Annotated in this window: 27 protein-coding genes; all 27 read left to right on the top strand. The window is 45.7% G+C overall.

All coding sequences use genetic code 11. From position 1 onward, the window contains the following. Window positions 1-44: 44 nt before the first annotated feature. The gene (gene rpsL, locus ACXLDX_RS08520) at window positions 45-416 is read left to right on the top strand and encodes a 30S ribosomal protein S12 (protein ID WP_228855960.1); all 372 of its coding nucleotides are present in this window, start codon (window positions 45-47) and stop codon (window positions 414-416) included. A gap of 29 nt (window positions 417-445) precedes the next feature. After that, window positions 446-919, top strand: a complete 474-nt coding sequence (rpsG, locus tag ACXLDX_RS08515) for a 30S ribosomal protein S7 (RefSeq protein WP_228855961.1) — start codon at window positions 446-448, stop codon at window positions 917-919. Between the two features lie 66 nt (window positions 920-985). Beyond that, on the top strand, window positions 986-3,064 hold the full coding sequence (gene fusA, locus ACXLDX_RS08510; protein ID WP_457576754.1) for an elongation factor G: 2,079 nt from the start codon (window positions 986-988) through the stop codon (window positions 3,062-3,064). Between the two features lie 24 nt (window positions 3,065-3,088). After that, a complete protein-coding gene (gene tuf, locus ACXLDX_RS08505; protein ID WP_228855963.1) occupies window positions 3,089-4,276 on the top strand; it encodes an elongation factor Tu in 1,188 nt (395 codons plus the stop codon). A gap of 15 nt (window positions 4,277-4,291) precedes the next feature. Beyond that, on the top strand, window positions 4,292-4,603 hold the full coding sequence (gene rpsJ, locus ACXLDX_RS08500; RefSeq protein WP_457576779.1) for a 30S ribosomal protein S10: 312 nt from the start codon (window positions 4,292-4,294) through the stop codon (window positions 4,601-4,603). Between the two features lie 43 nt (window positions 4,604-4,646). Next, a complete protein-coding gene (gene rplC / locus ACXLDX_RS08495) occupies window positions 4,647-5,276 on the top strand; it encodes a 50S ribosomal protein L3 (protein WP_457576753.1) in 630 nt (209 codons plus the stop codon). Between the two features lie 37 nt (window positions 5,277-5,313). After that, a complete protein-coding gene (gene rplD / locus ACXLDX_RS08490; RefSeq protein ID WP_457576752.1) occupies window positions 5,314-5,937 on the top strand; it encodes a 50S ribosomal protein L4 in 624 nt (207 codons plus the stop codon). Further along, window positions 5,934-6,221: a 50S ribosomal protein L23 gene (gene rplW, locus ACXLDX_RS08485; RefSeq protein ID WP_457576751.1), complete on the top strand. Its 288-nt coding sequence runs from the start codon at window positions 5,934-5,936 to the stop codon at window positions 6,219-6,221. Before rplD ends, rplW begins: the two co-directional genes overlap by 4 nt. 83 nt (window positions 6,222-6,304) lie before the next feature. Further along, entirely contained in the window at window positions 6,305-7,126 is an 822-nt protein-coding gene (rplB, locus tag ACXLDX_RS08480) for a 50S ribosomal protein L2 (protein WP_457576750.1), read from the top strand. A 17-nt stretch (window positions 7,127-7,143) separates the two neighbouring features. Then, window positions 7,144-7,419 carry a 30S ribosomal protein S19 gene (gene rpsS / locus ACXLDX_RS08475; protein WP_228855968.1) on the top strand — a complete coding sequence of 92 codons (276 nt, stop codon included), beginning with the start codon at window positions 7,144-7,146 and terminating at the stop codon, window positions 7,417-7,419. A 46-nt stretch (window positions 7,420-7,465) separates the two neighbouring features. After that, window positions 7,466-7,798, top strand: coding sequence for a 50S ribosomal protein L22 (gene rplV / locus ACXLDX_RS08470; protein WP_228855969.1), 333 nt, complete (start codon window positions 7,466-7,468; stop codon window positions 7,796-7,798). A 76-nt stretch (window positions 7,799-7,874) separates the two neighbouring features. After that, window positions 7,875-8,522 carry a 30S ribosomal protein S3 gene (gene rpsC, locus ACXLDX_RS08465; RefSeq protein WP_457576749.1) on the top strand — a complete coding sequence of 216 codons (648 nt, stop codon included), beginning with the start codon at window positions 7,875-7,877 and terminating at the stop codon, window positions 8,520-8,522. Between the two features lie 53 nt (window positions 8,523-8,575). Then, on the top strand, window positions 8,576-8,992 hold the full coding sequence (gene rplP / locus ACXLDX_RS08460; RefSeq protein ID WP_457576748.1) for a 50S ribosomal protein L16: 417 nt from the start codon (window positions 8,576-8,578) through the stop codon (window positions 8,990-8,992). After that, window positions 8,989-9,177: a 50S ribosomal protein L29 gene (gene rpmC / locus ACXLDX_RS08455; RefSeq protein WP_457576747.1), complete on the top strand. Its 189-nt coding sequence runs from the start codon at window positions 8,989-8,991 to the stop codon at window positions 9,175-9,177. Before rplP ends, rpmC begins: the two co-directional genes overlap by 4 nt. Before the next feature lie 65 nt (window positions 9,178-9,242). Beyond that, the gene (gene rpsQ, locus ACXLDX_RS08450; protein WP_457576746.1) at window positions 9,243-9,503 is read left to right on the top strand and encodes a 30S ribosomal protein S17; all 261 of its coding nucleotides are present in this window, start codon (window positions 9,243-9,245) and stop codon (window positions 9,501-9,503) included. A gap of 58 nt (window positions 9,504-9,561) precedes the next feature. After that, on the top strand, window positions 9,562-9,930 hold the full coding sequence (rplN, locus tag ACXLDX_RS08445) for a 50S ribosomal protein L14 (protein WP_228855974.1): 369 nt from the start codon (window positions 9,562-9,564) through the stop codon (window positions 9,928-9,930). Between the two features lie 69 nt (window positions 9,931-9,999). Continuing rightward, on the top strand, window positions 10,000-10,335 hold the full coding sequence (rplX, locus tag ACXLDX_RS08440) for a 50S ribosomal protein L24 (protein WP_457576745.1): 336 nt from the start codon (window positions 10,000-10,002) through the stop codon (window positions 10,333-10,335). 34 nt (window positions 10,336-10,369) lie between these two features. Continuing rightward, a complete protein-coding gene (gene rplE, locus ACXLDX_RS08435) occupies window positions 10,370-10,909 on the top strand; it encodes a 50S ribosomal protein L5 (RefSeq protein WP_457576744.1) in 540 nt (179 codons plus the stop codon). A gap of 49 nt (window positions 10,910-10,958) precedes the next feature. Then, window positions 10,959-11,144, top strand: coding sequence for a type Z 30S ribosomal protein S14 (locus tag ACXLDX_RS08430; protein WP_228855977.1), 186 nt, complete (start codon window positions 10,959-10,961; stop codon window positions 11,142-11,144). 58 nt (window positions 11,145-11,202) lie between these two features. Continuing rightward, window positions 11,203-11,601 (top strand): 30S ribosomal protein S8, encoded by a 399-nt coding sequence (gene rpsH / locus ACXLDX_RS08425; protein WP_457576743.1) that lies wholly within the window; start codon window positions 11,203-11,205, stop codon window positions 11,599-11,601. Between the two features lie 24 nt (window positions 11,602-11,625). After that, window positions 11,626-12,165, top strand: coding sequence for a 50S ribosomal protein L6 (rplF, locus tag ACXLDX_RS08420; RefSeq protein WP_457576742.1), 540 nt, complete (start codon window positions 11,626-11,628; stop codon window positions 12,163-12,165). A gap of 53 nt (window positions 12,166-12,218) precedes the next feature. Next, window positions 12,219-12,587 (top strand): 50S ribosomal protein L18, encoded by a 369-nt coding sequence (gene rplR, locus ACXLDX_RS08415; protein WP_457576741.1) that lies wholly within the window; start codon window positions 12,219-12,221, stop codon window positions 12,585-12,587. Between the two features lie 27 nt (window positions 12,588-12,614). Further along, window positions 12,615-13,127 (top strand): 30S ribosomal protein S5, encoded by a 513-nt coding sequence (rpsE, locus tag ACXLDX_RS08410; RefSeq protein WP_457576740.1) that lies wholly within the window; start codon window positions 12,615-12,617, stop codon window positions 13,125-13,127. Between the two features lie 55 nt (window positions 13,128-13,182). Then, the gene (gene rpmD, locus ACXLDX_RS08405; RefSeq protein ID WP_228855982.1) at window positions 13,183-13,365 is read left to right on the top strand and encodes a 50S ribosomal protein L30; all 183 of its coding nucleotides are present in this window, start codon (window positions 13,183-13,185) and stop codon (window positions 13,363-13,365) included. A 1-nt stretch (window position 13,366) separates the two neighbouring features. Beyond that, entirely contained in the window at window positions 13,367-13,828 is a 462-nt protein-coding gene (gene rplO, locus ACXLDX_RS08400) for a 50S ribosomal protein L15 (RefSeq protein ID WP_457576739.1), read from the top strand. Window positions 13,829-13,893: 65 nt separating this feature from the next. Further along, entirely contained in the window at window positions 13,894-15,198 is a 1,305-nt protein-coding gene (gene secY, locus ACXLDX_RS08395) for a preprotein translocase subunit SecY (protein ID WP_457576738.1), read from the top strand. A gap of 3 nt (window positions 15,199-15,201) precedes the next feature. Further along, complete coding sequence (gene map / locus ACXLDX_RS08390; RefSeq protein WP_457576737.1) at window positions 15,202-15,969, top strand: type I methionyl aminopeptidase; 768 nt, start codon at window positions 15,202-15,204, stop codon at window positions 15,967-15,969. The last annotated feature ends 53 nt before the right edge of the window (window positions 15,970-16,022 follow it).

The following is a 16,022-nucleotide window of genomic DNA, read 5'->3' as shown; positions in this document are numbered from 1 at the left end:
GGGAATTAATAATTAGGTTTTGTAAAACAGGAGCAGTTAACGTAATGCCGACAATAAACCAACTTGTAAGGTATGGTAGAAAAAAGTCCGTAAAAAAGACTAATACACCGGCCTTGAAAGGATCGCCCCAGAAAAGGGGTGTTTGTGTAAGAGTCTATACCACGACGCCGAAGAAGCCGAACTCAGCACTCAGGAAGGTGGCAAGGGTGCGGCTGACCAATGGAATTGAGGTGACATCTTACATTCCAGGAATCGGACACAACCTGCAGGAGCACTCGGTTGTCATGATTCGTGGTGGCAGGGTGAAGGATTTACCTGGTGTGCGCTACCATGTTATCAGGGGTACACTGGATACGCTCGGAGTGTCTGACAGGCGCCAGGGTCGTTCAAAATATGGAGCCAAGCGGCCGTCTTAAGGGTCGGTGGATTGGAGAGGTAGTAAGTTATGTCGCGAAGAAGAACAATTGAGAAACGCCCTGTTGACCCGGATCCTAAATATAACAGTGTCCTGGTGTCCAAATTCACCAATGGCCTGATGGAGAGGGGAAAGAAGACTCTTGCCCAGAGGATTTTTTATGAGGCAATGGATATAGTTGCGGATCGCGTAAAAGACGAGGATCCCCTCACTGTGTTTGAAGAGGCCATGAATAATGTGCGGCCAAGGGTTGAGGTTAAATCCAGGAGGGTTGGCGGCGCAACATATCAGGTACCGATGGAGGTTCGACAGACCAGACGGAACGCGCTTGCCATCAGGTGGATCATCGGTTTTTCCCGGTCCAGGTCTGGAAAGTCCATGTCTGAGAAGCTTGCAGCCGAGCTGATGGACGCCTATAACAAGCGTGGTGCTTCTGTGAAAAAGAAAGACGATACTCATCGTATGGCGGAGGCAAACAAGGCATTTGCTCACTATCGCTGGTAGTGGCGGATTGTCCCTGTCGGGAGAAGGGCTGTGTTTTAAGTTTGCTCAAAGTGTGAGGGATCTTCTATGGCAGCCCCGAAAGAGTTGTCCGGTGTGCGTAATATTGGCATTATGGCCCATATTGATGCCGGAAAAACAACGACAACCGAAAGAATATTGTATTACACCGGTCGTTCGTACAAGATCGGAGAAGTTCATGAGGGTACGGCCGTCATGGACTGGATGGAACAGGAACAGGAGCGGGGGATTACGATTACCTCGGCAGCAACCACCTGTTACTGGAAAGAGAATAAAATAAACATAATAGATACTCCCGGGCATGTTGATTTCACTGTTGAGGTGGAACGCTGCCTGAGGGTTCTTGATGGAGTTGTAGCGGTGTTCTGTGCTGTGGGAGGAGTTGAACCCCAGTCTGAAACCGTATGGAGGCAGGCGGATAAATACGCTATTCCGCGGGTTGCCTTTGTCAACAAGATGGATCGTGTGGGGGCCGATTTCAGCAAATGTGTAAACATGATTGCTGAGAGGCTGGGGGCAAATCCGCTGCCCATACAGATTCCGGTAGGAAAAGAGACTGAGTTCAGGGGAGTGATTGACCTCATTGAGGAAAAAATGCTCCTTTTCAGTGAACAGTCTCTTGGCCAGGAAGTAGAAGTTGTCGATGTTCCTGGCGAACACTTAGAAAGATTCACGGCCGCACGGATGATGCTCCTCGAGAAGTTGGCCGACTTCGATGAGGGTATCATGGAAAAATACTTAGATGATACTACAGTATCTGCGCCTGAGATATACATCGCTCTCAGGAAAGCAACGCTGGCGCTTGAAGTAGTGCCTGTTTTGTGTGGGAGCGCTTTTAAAAACAAGGGTGTGCAGCCACTGCTTGACAGTGTGATTCGCTATCTGCCGTCTCCTCTGGATGTAAGGGAAATTGAAGGAGTCGGTAAAAATGGTGAACCCGTTACCAGGAAGACTGATCCTGCGGACAGTTTTGTGGGGCTGGTTTTCAAGCTGATGAGTGACACCTTTGTTGAAAATCTTGCCTTTATCCGCGTCTATTCCGGCAGAATCGGAGTGGGGGATAAGGTTTTTAATCCTGTAAAGAAAAAACAGGAAAAAATTGGCAAGATCCTCAAGCTTCATGCAAATAAACGTGAAGAAGTGGATGAAATACTTGCTGGAGATATCGGCGCGATAGTCGGTCTCAAGTTTACGACCACTGGTGACACGCTCTGCAGGAAAGGGGATCATATAATCCTTGAGAGTATGGATTTCCCTGATCCTGTAATTGGTGTAGCAATTGAGCCGAAGAGCAAGGCGGAAGAAAAAAAACTGGCAGAAACACTGGAGAAAATTGCTCTGGAGGATCCGTCGTTCACCATAACGACAAACAGTGATACAGGCCAGACTATCATTTCCGGTATGGGGGAACTTCATCTGGAAATTATTGTTGACCGCCTGCTCAACGAGTTCAAGGTAGCGGCAAATGTAGGGACCCCCCAGGTCGCCTACAAGGAAACAATCGGCAGGGTCTGCCGCGGGGAAGGAAAGTTTGATCAGCTGACGGGGGCCAAAGGGCAGTATGGACACGTCATTATTGAGATTGAACCGGCGGACAGGGGAAGTGGATTTTCGTTTGAAAATCTTGTGGACGAAAATACCGTTCCTGAAGAATATCTGGAATTTATCCGCAAGGGAATAGAGGACAGTCTTGATTCCGGTCCGTTGATCGGATATCCGCTCACGGATCTTAAAGTATCCCTGGTGGGTGGTTCGTACCATGACGAGGAATCAACTGAAATGGCTTTCGGTATTTCTGCTGCCATGGCAATAAGGCGGGCGGCGGCAGATGCAGACCCTGAGTTGCTGGAGCCGGTCATGAGCCTGGAAGTTGTCACTCCCGAAGAGTATGTTGGAGATGTAATTTCCGATTTGAACAGTAAACGGGGGAAAATAGTCGGCGTTGAGGCGGAAAAAGAGCTTCAGGTTTTAAAAGCACATGTGCCTCTTGCTGAGATGTTCGGTTATTCGACGTCCCTCAGGTCATCGACACAGGGACGGGCAACATTTACAATGCAGTTTTTACAATATGATGTAGTACCTGCTTCAAAGGCAGATAAAATAATAAAAAAAATCAGAGGGATCTAGGTCCAAACATATTGAGGAACAGTTATGTCAAAGGAAAAATTTGAAAGGACTAAACCGCATGTTAACGTCGGTACGGTTGGTCATATCGACCATGGTAAAACGACCTTAACAGCTGCAATCACCCGGGTGCTATCTCTGAAGGGGCAGGCTTCCTTTACCGACTTCAGTGATATTGACAAGGCTCCTGAGGAGAAGGAAAGAGGTATTACAATCGCAACGGCCCACGTTGAGTACGAGACTGAGAAGCGTCATTATGCTCACGTTGATTGTCCCGGTCATGCAGATTACATCAAGAACATGATTACCGGTGCGGCTCAGATGGACGGTGCGATCCTCGTTGTTGCGGCAACAGACGGTGCAATGCCCCAGACTCGTGAGCATATTCTTCTTGCCCGTCAGGTTGGTGTTCCTGCGATTGTTGTTTTCCTCAACAAGTGCGACATGGTCGATGATGAGGAACTCATCGAGCTCGTGGACATGGAACTGAGGGAGTTGCTGGATAAATATGAATTCCCTGGTGATGATATTCCGTTCATCCAGGGTTCTGCTCTGCAGGCACTTGAGAACCCGGAAGACGAAGAGCATTCCAAGTGTATATGGGAGCTGATGGACGCAATAGATTCCTATATTCCTGAGCCGAAGCGTGATGTTGATCAGCCGTTTCTCATGCCGGTTGAGGATGTTTTTTCGATCTCCGGTCGTGGTACAGTGGCAACTGGACGTGTTGAGCGTGGTGTTATTCATGTTGGTGACGAAGTGGAGATCGTTGGTATCCGGGAAACCCAGAAAACAACGTGTACAGGCGTGGAGATGTTCCGCAAGCTGCTGGACGAAGGACAGGCTGGTGATAATATCGGGGCATTGCTGCGGGGAATTAAAAGGGATGAAATTGAGAGAGGGCAGGTTCTGGCCGCTCCGAAATCCATCACCCCGCACACCAAGTTCAAGGCTGAGTGTTATATCCTTGGTAAGGATGAGGGCGGAAGGCATACTCCGTTCTTCAATGGATACCGTCCTCAGTTTTATTTCAGAACCACTGACGTGACCGGAGTTCTGACACTTGAAGAAGGTGTTGAAATGGTCATGCCTGGAGATAATATCGCGGCAACTGTTGAGTTGATTACACCTATTGCCATGGATGTCGGTCTGCGTTTTGCCATTCGCGAGGGTGGGCGCACAGTTGGTGCAGGCGTTATCAGTGAAATTTTATAAAAAGGGTGCATGATGATACCTACAGAGAAAATCCGTATCCGTCTCAAAGCATACGATCATAAGCTGCTGGATCAGTCAACCTCGGAAATTGTTGAGACTGCCAGAAGAACCGGATCTGCGGTAGCTGGACCGATTCCTTTACCGACTTCGGTGAACAAGTACTGTGTTCTCCGTTCACCCCATGTCGATAAGAAATCCCGTGAGCAGTTTGAAATGAGGACTCATCGTCGTTTGCTCGATATTCTTGAGCCGACTCAACAGACAATCGACCTTCTGATGAAGCTGGAATTGTCTGCGGGGGTCGATGTAGAAATAAAGCTGCCGTAGATGGCGACGATATCAATTGTAAATTGAAGCATCAGGTAGAATTATGCCAAAGTCAATGGGTATATTAGGTAAAAAAATCGGGATGACCCGGGTTTACAGCGAAATGGGACAGGCTACTCCAGTCACTGTTGTGGAAGCTGGGCCCTGTAAAGTCCTCCAGGTAAAAAGTGAAGCCGTAGATGGATACAATGCCATTCAGGTAGGCTTTTCTGAAAAGAAGGAGTCAAGGGTCAATAAGCCCGTGGCCGGCCACCTGAAAAAATCAGGGTCCGAAGGGTTTTACTTTATACGCGAGTTCAGGGTCAATGATTCGGATAAATACGAAGTAGGACAGGATATTACTCTGGATACGGTATTCAAAGTCGGTGATCTTGTGGATGTACAGGGGACGAGCAAAGGTAAGGGTTTTCAGGGTGTTGTTAAACGACACGGATTCGCCGGCGGTGGTGCGGGTCATGGCTCCAAATTTCACAGGGCACCAGGTTCCATAGGCATGAGTGCATACCCGGGAAGAGTTGTAAAGGGGAAAAAAATGCCGGGAAGAATGGGAAATGATACTGTACTGAGAAAGAATGTGATCATCATTGATATTCGTTCTGATGAAAATGTCGTGCTTTTGAAAGGTCCCCTTCCTGGAGCCAAGAACGGCCTGTTGAAAATTTTTTCAAAATAAACTGCTTTTGAATTAAGACAGGCTCGAGGAGATAGATATGTCTACTGTAAAGATAGTTAACACCAAGAATGAGAGTGTTGGCGAGGTTGAGCTGAGAGATGATGTGTTCAACCGTGAAGTCAAGGAACATATTCTGCACGAAGTTGTACGGATGCAGAGAGCGGCTCGACGATCAGGAAATGCCTGCACGAAAACACGGGTTGAGGTGAGAGGCGGTGGAGCAAAACCGTGGCGTCAGAAAGGTACAGGCCGGGCGAGAGCCGGAACGAGGACTTCACCCATCTGGCGGGGTGGTGGGGTCGCCTTTGGTCCCAAACCGCGTGACTATGCTTTCAAGCTGAACCGGAAAGTGAAAAAGCAGGCCGTGGCCATGGCAATAAGTGCCAGGTTCCAGGAAGGAAATCTCATTGTTCTTGATGACTTCACGCTGGAAAGAATCAAAACCAGGGATTTTGTGGAAGTTATGGGAGCACTCGAAGTCGACAATGCCCTTATCGTTGCAGGAAGTGAGAATGAAAATCTGTGCAAATCTTCCCGTAACGTCAATGGTTATAAAGTGTTGCCCGCTGAAGGTGTCAATGTATATGACATTCTTCTTCATAAAAAACTTATTCTGGTGCAACCCACAATAGAGAGCCTTGAGAAGAGGTTGGCGTCATGAAAAATTTATACAATGTGCTGAAGGGACCATGCCTCACCGAGAAGGCAGCATTGCTTCAGGAAGATGAAGGACAGGTTGTTTTCAAGGTCCATCCCAAGGCAAACAAGATAGAGATTAAAAGGGCAGTTGAGCTCATCTTCAACGTCAAGGTGAAGGATGTGAGAACTGCTAATATGCACGGCAAGCAAAAACGGGTTGGAAAAACAATAGGTTTTACCAGTGACTGGAAAAAAGCCTATGTTACCCTGTCTGAAGGTGAGATTAATTTCGTAGACGAACTGTAGCTGAATATTGCAGGAAATTGTTCGAAAATTATAATCACCTGGTGATTGTATCTAACCCTATTTGATGGAGCGATTGGGAAATCATGGCTATAAAAACATATAAACCTACATCGGCTGGCAAACGGCACCATGTGTCGATCAAGAATCCGGAGCTGTCAAAAAATGCACCGGAAAAGAGCCTAGTTTGCAGTTTGTCAAAAAGCGGTGGAAGGAACAATTACGGGCGCATTACCTCCAGGCATATTGGTGGTGGCCATAAACGTAAGTACAGAATCATTGATTTTAAGAGAAATAAAACCGATATAGACGCCAGGGTAGTCGCCATAGAGTATGATCCTAACAGGTCTGCCAATATCGCCTTGCTCAGCTATCTTGACGGGGAGAAGAGCTATATTCTTTCGCCTGACGGGATATCTGTTGGTGACAGGGTAATAGCCGGTGAAAACGTTGACATTCAGCCTGGTAACTGTCTGCCGATGAGTAATATTCCTCTTGGAACCATCATCCATAACATTGAGATGAAAATCGGCAAAGGTGCTCAGCTCGTTCGCAGCGCCGGTGCATCTGCACAGTTGATGGCCAAGGAAGGGAGTTATGTTCTTGTCCGGTTGCCATCCGGCGAGGTGCGAAAGTTCAATAATAAATGCAGGGCCTGTATCGGCCAGGTAGGTAATCGTGAACACGAAAGCCAGAAACTGGGAAAAGCAGGCAGGAACAGATGGAAAGGAAGAAGACCCCATGTTCGAGGTGTAGCTATGAACCCGGTTGACCATCCTATGGGTGGCGGGGAAGGCAAGAGTTCAGGTGGGCGGCATCCATGTACTCCCTGGGGACGTCCGACCAAAGGTTACAAGACTCGAAAGAGAAAGGCTTCTGACAAACTGATTGTCAAGAAGAGATCATAACAGACAAGGAGTAAGATATGTCTCGTTCAATTAAAAAAGGTCCTTTCATCGATGATCATTTACAGAAGAAAGTGTCCGCGGCTATCGAAAGTGGTTCCAGGAAGGTCATCAAAACCTGGTCCAGGCGTTCGGATATCAGTCCTGAGATGGTAGGCCTGACATTTGCAGTTCATAATGGGAAAAAGTTCATTCCGGTATTTGTTACCGAGAACATGGTTGGGCACAAGCTTGGTGAATTTTCCCCGACCAGAACCTATTATGGACATGCTTCAGACAAGAAGGGAAGAAAATAAACAGAAATGCATGTTTCTGTTGGGAACTCACTTGGGAGTATAAGCTATGGAAGCACGAGCCGTAGGCAAATATATAAGAATATCTCCGCAGAAGGCGAGACTTGTCGCTGACGTTGTCAGGGGGATGGGTGTGGATGAGGCCATCAACACCTTGCGTTTCATGCCGAAAAAAGGGGCGGGAATTATCCAGAAGGTACTGGAGTCTGCTGTCGCAAATGCGACTCAGGATGAAACAACTGATGTTGATAATCTTTATATCAAAAAAATTATGATTGATGGTGGACCATCCCTGAAGAGAATCAGGCCCAGAGCCATGGGAAGAGCTACCTCCATAATAAAAAGAACTAGTCATATAACAGTTATTGTCGATGAGAACTAGTTTGGAATACGGTGAGCGATTGCAGGTTGCTTGCCGCTAAGATTAATTTGAGTATTGGATTTGTTGGAGGACTGTTTTGGGGCAGAAGGTTAATCCATTAGGAATGAGACTGAACATTACCCGGACATGGGATTCGATCTGGTATGCGGATAAGGAGTACGCCGCCTTTTTAATTGAAGATCAGAAAATTAAAAAGTTTCTCAAGAAACGACTCCACCATGCAGGGTTGTCTAAGGTAAAGATTGAGCGTACAGGGGAACATGTGCGAATCAAGCTGTATACCGCGCGTCCTGGAATTGTGATCGGGAAAAAGGGTGCGGAAATTGAGCTCATTAAAAAAGAGCTTGAGAAACTTATCTCCCGCAAGGTTACGATTGACATCCAGGAAGTCAGACGTCCTGAGGCGGATGCTCAGCTTGTTGCTGAAAATATAGCTCAGCAGCTGGTCAGAAGGGTTGCTTTTCGCCGGGCCATGAAAAAGGCTGTCAGCTCCGCTTTGAGATTTGGTGTGCAGGGTATCAAAATTTCCTGTTCCGGTCGACTCGGTGGTGCTGAAATGTCAAGGTGTGAGTGGGTTCGCGAAGGAAGGGTACCGTTGCACACCCTCAGGGCCGATGTTGACTACGCGCTTGCAGAAGCTAACACCACATATGGGATTATTGGTGTGAAAGTGTGGATTTTTAATGGTGAAGTGCTCAGTGAAAAGGACAGTGCTGGTGTATAGAGTTTTTTTCTTCATCAATGTTGCTGTTTTAATCGCATAATTCGGAGTAGAAGATGTTAAGTCCTAAAAAGGTTAAACATAGAAAAGTTTTTAAAGGAAGGAACAGAGGTATTGCCTACAGAGGGTCCTCTATTTCCTTCGGCGATTTTGCCATTAAGGCTACATGCTGTGGAAAAATGACCGCCCAGCAGATTGAAGCTGCCCGTGTTACTATCAACAGGACGCTGAAGCGTGGTGGCAAGGTCTGGATCAGGGTGTTCCCTGATAAACCCCTGACCAAGAAGCCCGCTGAGACAAGGATGGGTAAAGGTAAAGGCAGTCCGGAATCGTGGGTGGCCATGATAAAACCTGGAATGGTCCTGTATGAGATTGGCGGAGTCAGTGAAGAACTTGCTGTAAAAGCATTAAGGCTGGCCGGGAATAAACTTCCATTCTCAACCAAAGTAGTAACCAAGAGGAACACTTTATGAAAGTAGAGGAAATTCGTAAAATGTCCGCTGAGGATCTTGAAAACAAGGAAAAGGAACTGAGAGAAGAATTGGGAAATTTAGCTTTTCAACATCGCATCAGACCTCTTGAAGATACCTCGCGGTTAAAAAAAATTAGGAAAGATATTGCTAGAATCGAGACCGTCAAGGCCCAGGCTGTTAGCTGAGCCAAAATATGAAAATTGAATGAGACCGGTCAGATTCTATACATTCATCACTAAGTGATTAAACTATGAGCGAAATAAAAAAATCTAAGAAGACAAGAACCGGTTCTGTTGTCAGCAACAGAATGGAAAAAAGTGTTGTCGTTCAGGTTGAGCGTAAGATTCGTCATAAGCTTTATGGAAAATTCGTGAAAACCAGTGTCAAATATCTGGCAGATGATCCTGAGAACCGTTGTAATATCGGTGACACTGTTCTGATTGAGGAGTGCCGACCACTGAGCAAGAGAAAGAGGTGGCGGGTGAGAACAATACTGGATAAGGCACTTTAAAACTGACAGTGCAGAAGTTGAGAAACGTTTTGTTTCGTATGATATATCAGGTGAAATTATGATACAGGCAGAGACAGTACTGAATGTCGCAGATAACTCGGGAGCCAAGAAGGTTTTGTGTATCCGGGTTCTTGGCGGAACGAGAAAACGATACGCCACTATCGGAGACGTGATCGTGGTTACCGTGAAGGAAGCGCTTCCACACGCCAAGGTGAAAAAGGGTGATGTGATGAAGGCGGTAATCGTCAGAACCGCAAAAGAAATGAAGCGCATGGATGATACCTGGGTAAGGTTTGATGATAATGCAGCCGTAATGCTCGGGACCTCGGGTGAACCTGTAGGGACTCGTATTTTCGGACCTGTAGCCCGTGAGCTGAGAAATCAAGGTTTCATGAAAATTATCTCACTGGCACCGGAGGCACTTTAACCGTCCTGAAGGACAGGAGAGTCTCCTGATCCGCCGGGTCAGATACATTGATTGGAAAAAGGTATAGAAATGAGACAGGGCAGAACATACCTGAAGAAAAATGATCAGGTTGAAGTAATTGCAGGTAAGGACAAAGGCCGGGTTGGTAAAATCCTGCGCGTATTAAGGGCAAAGGATAAGGTCGTTGTTGAGCGAATAAATATGATCAAGCGCCATACAAAACCGACCGAGATGAATCAGCAGGGTCAGATTGTCGAAAAGGAAGCGCCGATACACGTATCAAATATTCAGCTTATTTGTCCCGAGTGTACCAAGACCGGCCGAATTGGTAAAAAGGTACTTGAGGATGGGACCAAGGTCCGCTACTGCAAGAGTTGCGGTGAGCCCATCGAAAGTAAATCATAAGTAATCGAAAAAAGGTTTAAGCCAGGAGTTATACATGGGTGCGCTGAAAGAAAAATACATGAACGAATGTGTTCCTGCGCTGAAAGAGGAATTCGGATACAAAAATGTTATGCAGCTGCCGCAACTCAAGAAGATAGTCTTGAATATGGGGTTGGGTGAGGCTGTGCAGAATCCGAAAATTGTTGAAGGTGCCGCTGAAGAACTTACACGCATAGCCGGCCAGAAAGCCGTCATTACAAAGGCTAAGAAATCAATTGCGACATTTAAGCTTCGCGAGGGTATGCCCATAGGGTGTCGAGTTACTCTCCGTGGAGATAAAATGTATGATTTCTTCAGCAAGCTTGTTAATATAGCGCTTCCGCGGGTAAGGGATTTCAGGGGACTTTCTCCCAAGGGATTTGATGGACGTGGAAATTTTTCCATGGGAATTCAGGAACAGATTATTTTCCCGGAGATCGATTACGACAAAATTGATAAGATCAAAGGGCTTAATATTACAATTGTAACATCCGCACAGACGGATGAAGAAGGGCGATCTCTTCTCAGGAAACTTGGAATGCCTTTTAAGAAATAATAAACGGAGTAGGATACGTCTTTACTTAAAAGAATTATTGGAGGTTGGTTTGGCTAAAAAATCAATAATCGCAAAAGCAAAACGCGAGCCGAAATTTGGAGTGCGGAAATATAATAGATGTCCTCTCTGCGGGCGTCCGAGGGGATTTATCAGAAAGTTTGGTATTTGCAGAATCTGCTTCCGTAAATTGGCGCTGAGCGGTGAAATTACCGGAGTGACTAAATCAAGTTGGTAGAATTTCAGCCGTTTTTGATTTGGCCATCCACACTATTGAAACATAAGGAGTGTTCGCTATGTCAATGAGCGATCCCCTGGCAGATATGCTGACCAGGATACGAAATGCAGTAATGGTAAAATTTGATACTGTTGAAATGCCCTCCTCGACGGTAAAAGTGAATGTCGCCAAGGTTCTGAAAGAAGAAGGGTATATTCGCGGGTATCAGGTTATTGAAGATTCAGTTCAGGGGACTCTGAAAATTGAACTGAAATACGGTCCGAATCAGGAGCCGGTTATAACCGGTTTAAAGAGAATCAGTAAACCCGGTTTAAGGAAATATGCAAAAGCAAATGCGATTCCCAAGGTGTTGAATGGACTTGGAATAGCAATTATATCCACATCCAGAGGTGTCGTGACGGATAAAACAGCCAGGGCACTCAATTCTGGTGGGGAGATCATTTGTGAGGTCTGGTAGACCGCGCAGGAAACGGAGGTAATTATGTCTCGTATTGGTAAACAACCAATTCCGGTCCCTGCAGGGGTGAAAGTTGACCTGAAGGGTCAACTGATTTCCGTGACCGGAAGCAAAGGAACATTGGAACGTGAAATCATTCCAGAGGTGGAAGTGGTTCTGGAAGATGGCGTGATTTCTGTCAGAAACAGAGTAGAGAGCAAAAAGGTCAACGCCTTCAGAGGACTCACAAGAAGTCTGATCAATAACATGATCATCGGTGTTGCAGATGGTTTCAAAAGAGTTCTTGTCATTGAGGGTGTCGGTTATAAGGCCAGTGTCAGTAATTCGAAGCTCACCCTTAATGTAGGGTATTCAAATCCTGTTGAATTTGAACTGCCCAAAGAGGTCAATGCAACTGTAGATGGTAACACAAAAATTGTGCTTGAATGTATTGATAAGGAATTGCTTGGTCTTGTCGCGGCAAAAATTCGCCAGGTCAGAAAGCCTGAGCCCTATAAGGGAAAAGGTATCCGCTATGAAGATGAACATATTGTCCGCAAGGTGGGTAAAGCCGGCGCGAGTTAATTTTTGTTGAATGCACATAATGAAAATTTAAATATTAATAATGGATAAATAAAATGGCCAGGACGAATCCAAAGACAATATCAAGGGCAAAACGCGTCAGGCGTATCCGGAAGAAAATTACCGGTACGGGTGAACGGCCCAGATTGAGAGTCTTCAAAAGCAATAAACATATTTATGCTCAGATAATAGATGATGTAGCCGGACATACACTTGTATCTGTGTCCACACTTGATAAAGACTTTTCTCTGGCAGATGATGAAAAGGGAAAGGTTGCCGCTGCAAAAAAGATTGGTGAAATGATAGGTGCTCGCGCAAAATCCGCCGGAATCACCAAGGTGGTTTTTGACCGTGGAGGATCAATATATCACGGTAGAGTAAAATCACTTTCCGAAGGTGCTCGGGAAGGTGGTTTGATTTTTTAATGATTTTATTTAATACGGGGGTGCCCCTTGTCTGATTTTAAACGTTCCAAAAGTAACAATGCTGAGGAGCTGATAGAAAAAATTGTTTTCATTAACAGGGTCGCTAAAGTCGTAAAAGGTGGACGTAGATTCAGCTTTAGTGCCATAGTTGTGGTAGGTGATGGAAAGGGAAAGGTCGGTTATGGACTTGGAAAAGCTAACCAGGTTCCCGAGGCCATTAGGAAAGGTGTGGAAAAAGCGAGAAAATCGATGATTTCCGTCTCCCTGACTGAGTCCTCAATTCCTCATCAGATTATAGGAAAATATGGTGCAGGAAAGGTCCTGCTTAAACCCGCATCCGAAGGTACCGGTCTTATTGCTGGTGGTCCTGTCAGGGCGGTTTTGGAATCGGCTGGTGTGTCAAACGTCTTGACAAAATGTCTTGGATCACACAATCCGCACAATATGGTTAAAGCTACGATCAATGGCCTTCAATCGTTGAGATCAGCAGAATATATTGCTGAACTTCGAGGCAAGACAGTTGAAGAAATCACTGCATAGACAACCTGTTTTTCAGTAGGTTGTCCATGTAAAATATATGAAAAAAGGTAGTCAAATGGCCGAGACAATAACTTTTTATCAGGTCAAAAGTGGGATTGGCAGTACCAGGAAAATAAGGGCCACTTTAATTGGGCTTGGGCTCACCAAAATGAATAAAAAAGTTACAAGAAAAGATACACCTGAGATACGCGGTATGCTTAAAAAGGTTGGTCATCTTGTACATATTGAGGAGATATAGCATGTTAACTCTGGCAAACCTTTCTCCACAAAAAGGATCGACTAAAAACCGGAAACGGCTTGGAAGAGGACCGGGAACCGGTCATGGTAAAACTGCGGGAAGAGGTCACAAGGGATTCAAATCACGTTCAGGTTCTGGAATAAAACCCGGCTTTGAAGGTGGTCAAATGCCATTGCAGAGACGGTTGCCCAAACGAGGTTTTAATAATATTTTCCGAAAGGAATATACAATTGTCTCACTGAAACAGCTGGATACCTTTGATGCGGGATCTGAAATCAACCCCCAGGTGTTAGTTGAAGCCGGGATAATCAGGAAGGGTGATGCTGTAAAGATTCTTGCCAATGGAGAAGTAACAAAATCACTGACTGTCAAGGTTGATAAGATCAGTGCGGCTGCCAAAGAAAAAATTGAAGCGGCAGGCGGAAGTGTTGAACTTGTTGAAGCTGGTCAGGATGGCAAATAGTTGCCTCTCGTTGTCAGGGCATCAAGTATTGTTATTATTGATAGGAACGAAGATAGGACATTATAATGGGCGGATTGCAGAGTGCTGCAAATATACCGGAGCTGCGTAGACGTATCTTTTTTACGCTTATTATGCTTGCTGTTTATAGAATGGGTGTTCAGATACCCACGCCTGGAATTAACGGTGAAGCTCTCCAGGCGTTTTTCAATCAGAATGCTGGAACATTGTTTGGCATGTTTAACTTGTTCTCCGGTGGGGCACTGAAGAATTTTTCAGTGTTTGCTCTGGGGATAATGCCATATATCTCCGCCTCCATTATTATTCAGCTGCTGACTGTTGTTATTCCACAGCTTGAAGCATTGAAAAAAGAAGGAGAGGCCGGTAACCGGAAAATAACGCAGTACACCCGATATGGTACGGTTTTCCTGAGTATCGTTCAGGGCACATTTATCGCGGTTGGTCTTGAGAGTATGACAGGGCCCGGCGGGGAAGCTATTGTTCTCGTTCCCGGACTGCAGTTTAAACTGATGACCATGCTCACTCTAACTTCAGGTACCGCGTTTATCATGTGGCTTGGGGAACAGATGACAGAGAGGGGTATTGGGAACGGTATATCATTGATCATTTTCGCAGGTATTGTCGCCCGGGGACCGGCTGCGGTAGTCAACTCCATTCAGTTGATCAAGGCTGGAGAAATTGCCTTGTTTTTTGTACCTTTTCTGGTTCTGTTCATGTTTGCGATTGTAGCAGTTATAGTCTTTTTTGAAACGGCGCAGCGACGCATTCCAATACAGTACGCGAAGCGTGTGGTAGGGAGAAGAGTGTATGGTGGTCAAAGCTCTCACCTGCCCCTTAAAATTAACATTTCCGGGGTGATTCCTCCCATATTTGCCTCATCAATTATGATGTTTCCAGCGACCATAGGAAGTTTTATCAAAATTGAATGGGTGCAGAGAGTTTCAGCCGCCATGGCTCCGGGAACGATCTACTATTATATCTGCTATATTGGAATGATAGTCTTCTTCTGCTTTTTTTATACTGCAGTCCAGTTCAAGCCTGATGATGTAGCTGATAATCTGAAGAAAAACGGTGGGTTTATACCAGGAATAAGACCAGGTAAAAGAACTGCTGAGTTTCTTGATAAAGTGCTGACCAGGTTAACTGTCGTTGGAGCCATTTATCTCAGTGCCGTATGCGTATTACCGACCTTGCTCATACGTGAATTCAATATTCCGTTTTATTTTGGTGGAACGGCACTGCTCATTGTTGTCGGGGTCGGTATTGATACCATCTCGCAGATTGAATCTCATCTTCATATGAGAAATTATGAAGGGTTTATGAAACAGGGACGGATTAAAGGACGCCGATAAGTTGTGGCTTCATCCTCAGGGCGGGGGGCTGTAATAGTAAAAACTCCCGCTGAAATAGAAATAATGGCCGAGGCGAACAGTATTGTTGCCGGTGCTTTAAAATTATTAAAGGAAGCTGTCAGACCCGGCATTACAACCTGGGAACTGGACAGGCTTGCTGAAGAATATTGTCTTAAGCGAAAAGGAAGGCCTGCTTTTAAGGGATACAGGGGGTTTCCTGGGAGTCTCTGTGTCTCGCTTAATGAAGAAGTAGTGCACGGGATACCATCCAGGAAGAAAAAATTAAAAAAAGGGGATATTCTTTCCATTGATTTTGGTGTTGAGTATGAAGGATTTTTCGGTGATTCTGCACTGACTGTCGCAGTGGGAAAGATAAAACCGGAAATTACACGTCTTCTGAAGGTAACCGAAGAGTCTCTGTACAAAGGTATTGAACAGGTTACTGCCGGAAACCATATAAGGGATATATCACTGGCGGTCCAGAATCACGTGGAAGGACACGGTTTTTCAGTTGTTAAACAGTTTGTCGGGCACGGTATCGGCAGCGCATTGCATGAGCCTCCTGAAATCCCGAATTTTTATCAGGGTGAAAGGACGGAAAGATTGAGGGTCGGAATGGTTCTGGCAATTGAGCCGATGGTCAATCTCGGTACCGGCAGGGTAAAAGTTCTCAAAGACGGATGGACGGTAGTTACAGCTGATCGTAAGCCTTCTGCTCATTTTGAGCATTCCGTGGCGGTAACTGAAAACGGACCACGTATTCTCAGTTGACAGAAAAGCCTGCAGAAATTTAAAAAACACTTCTCTTTTTTTGAGAGGTATAG

The sequence above is a fragment of the Desulfomarina sp. genome (assembly GCF_054039375.1).
This window is presented reverse-complemented; position numbering and strand designations above follow the sequence as displayed.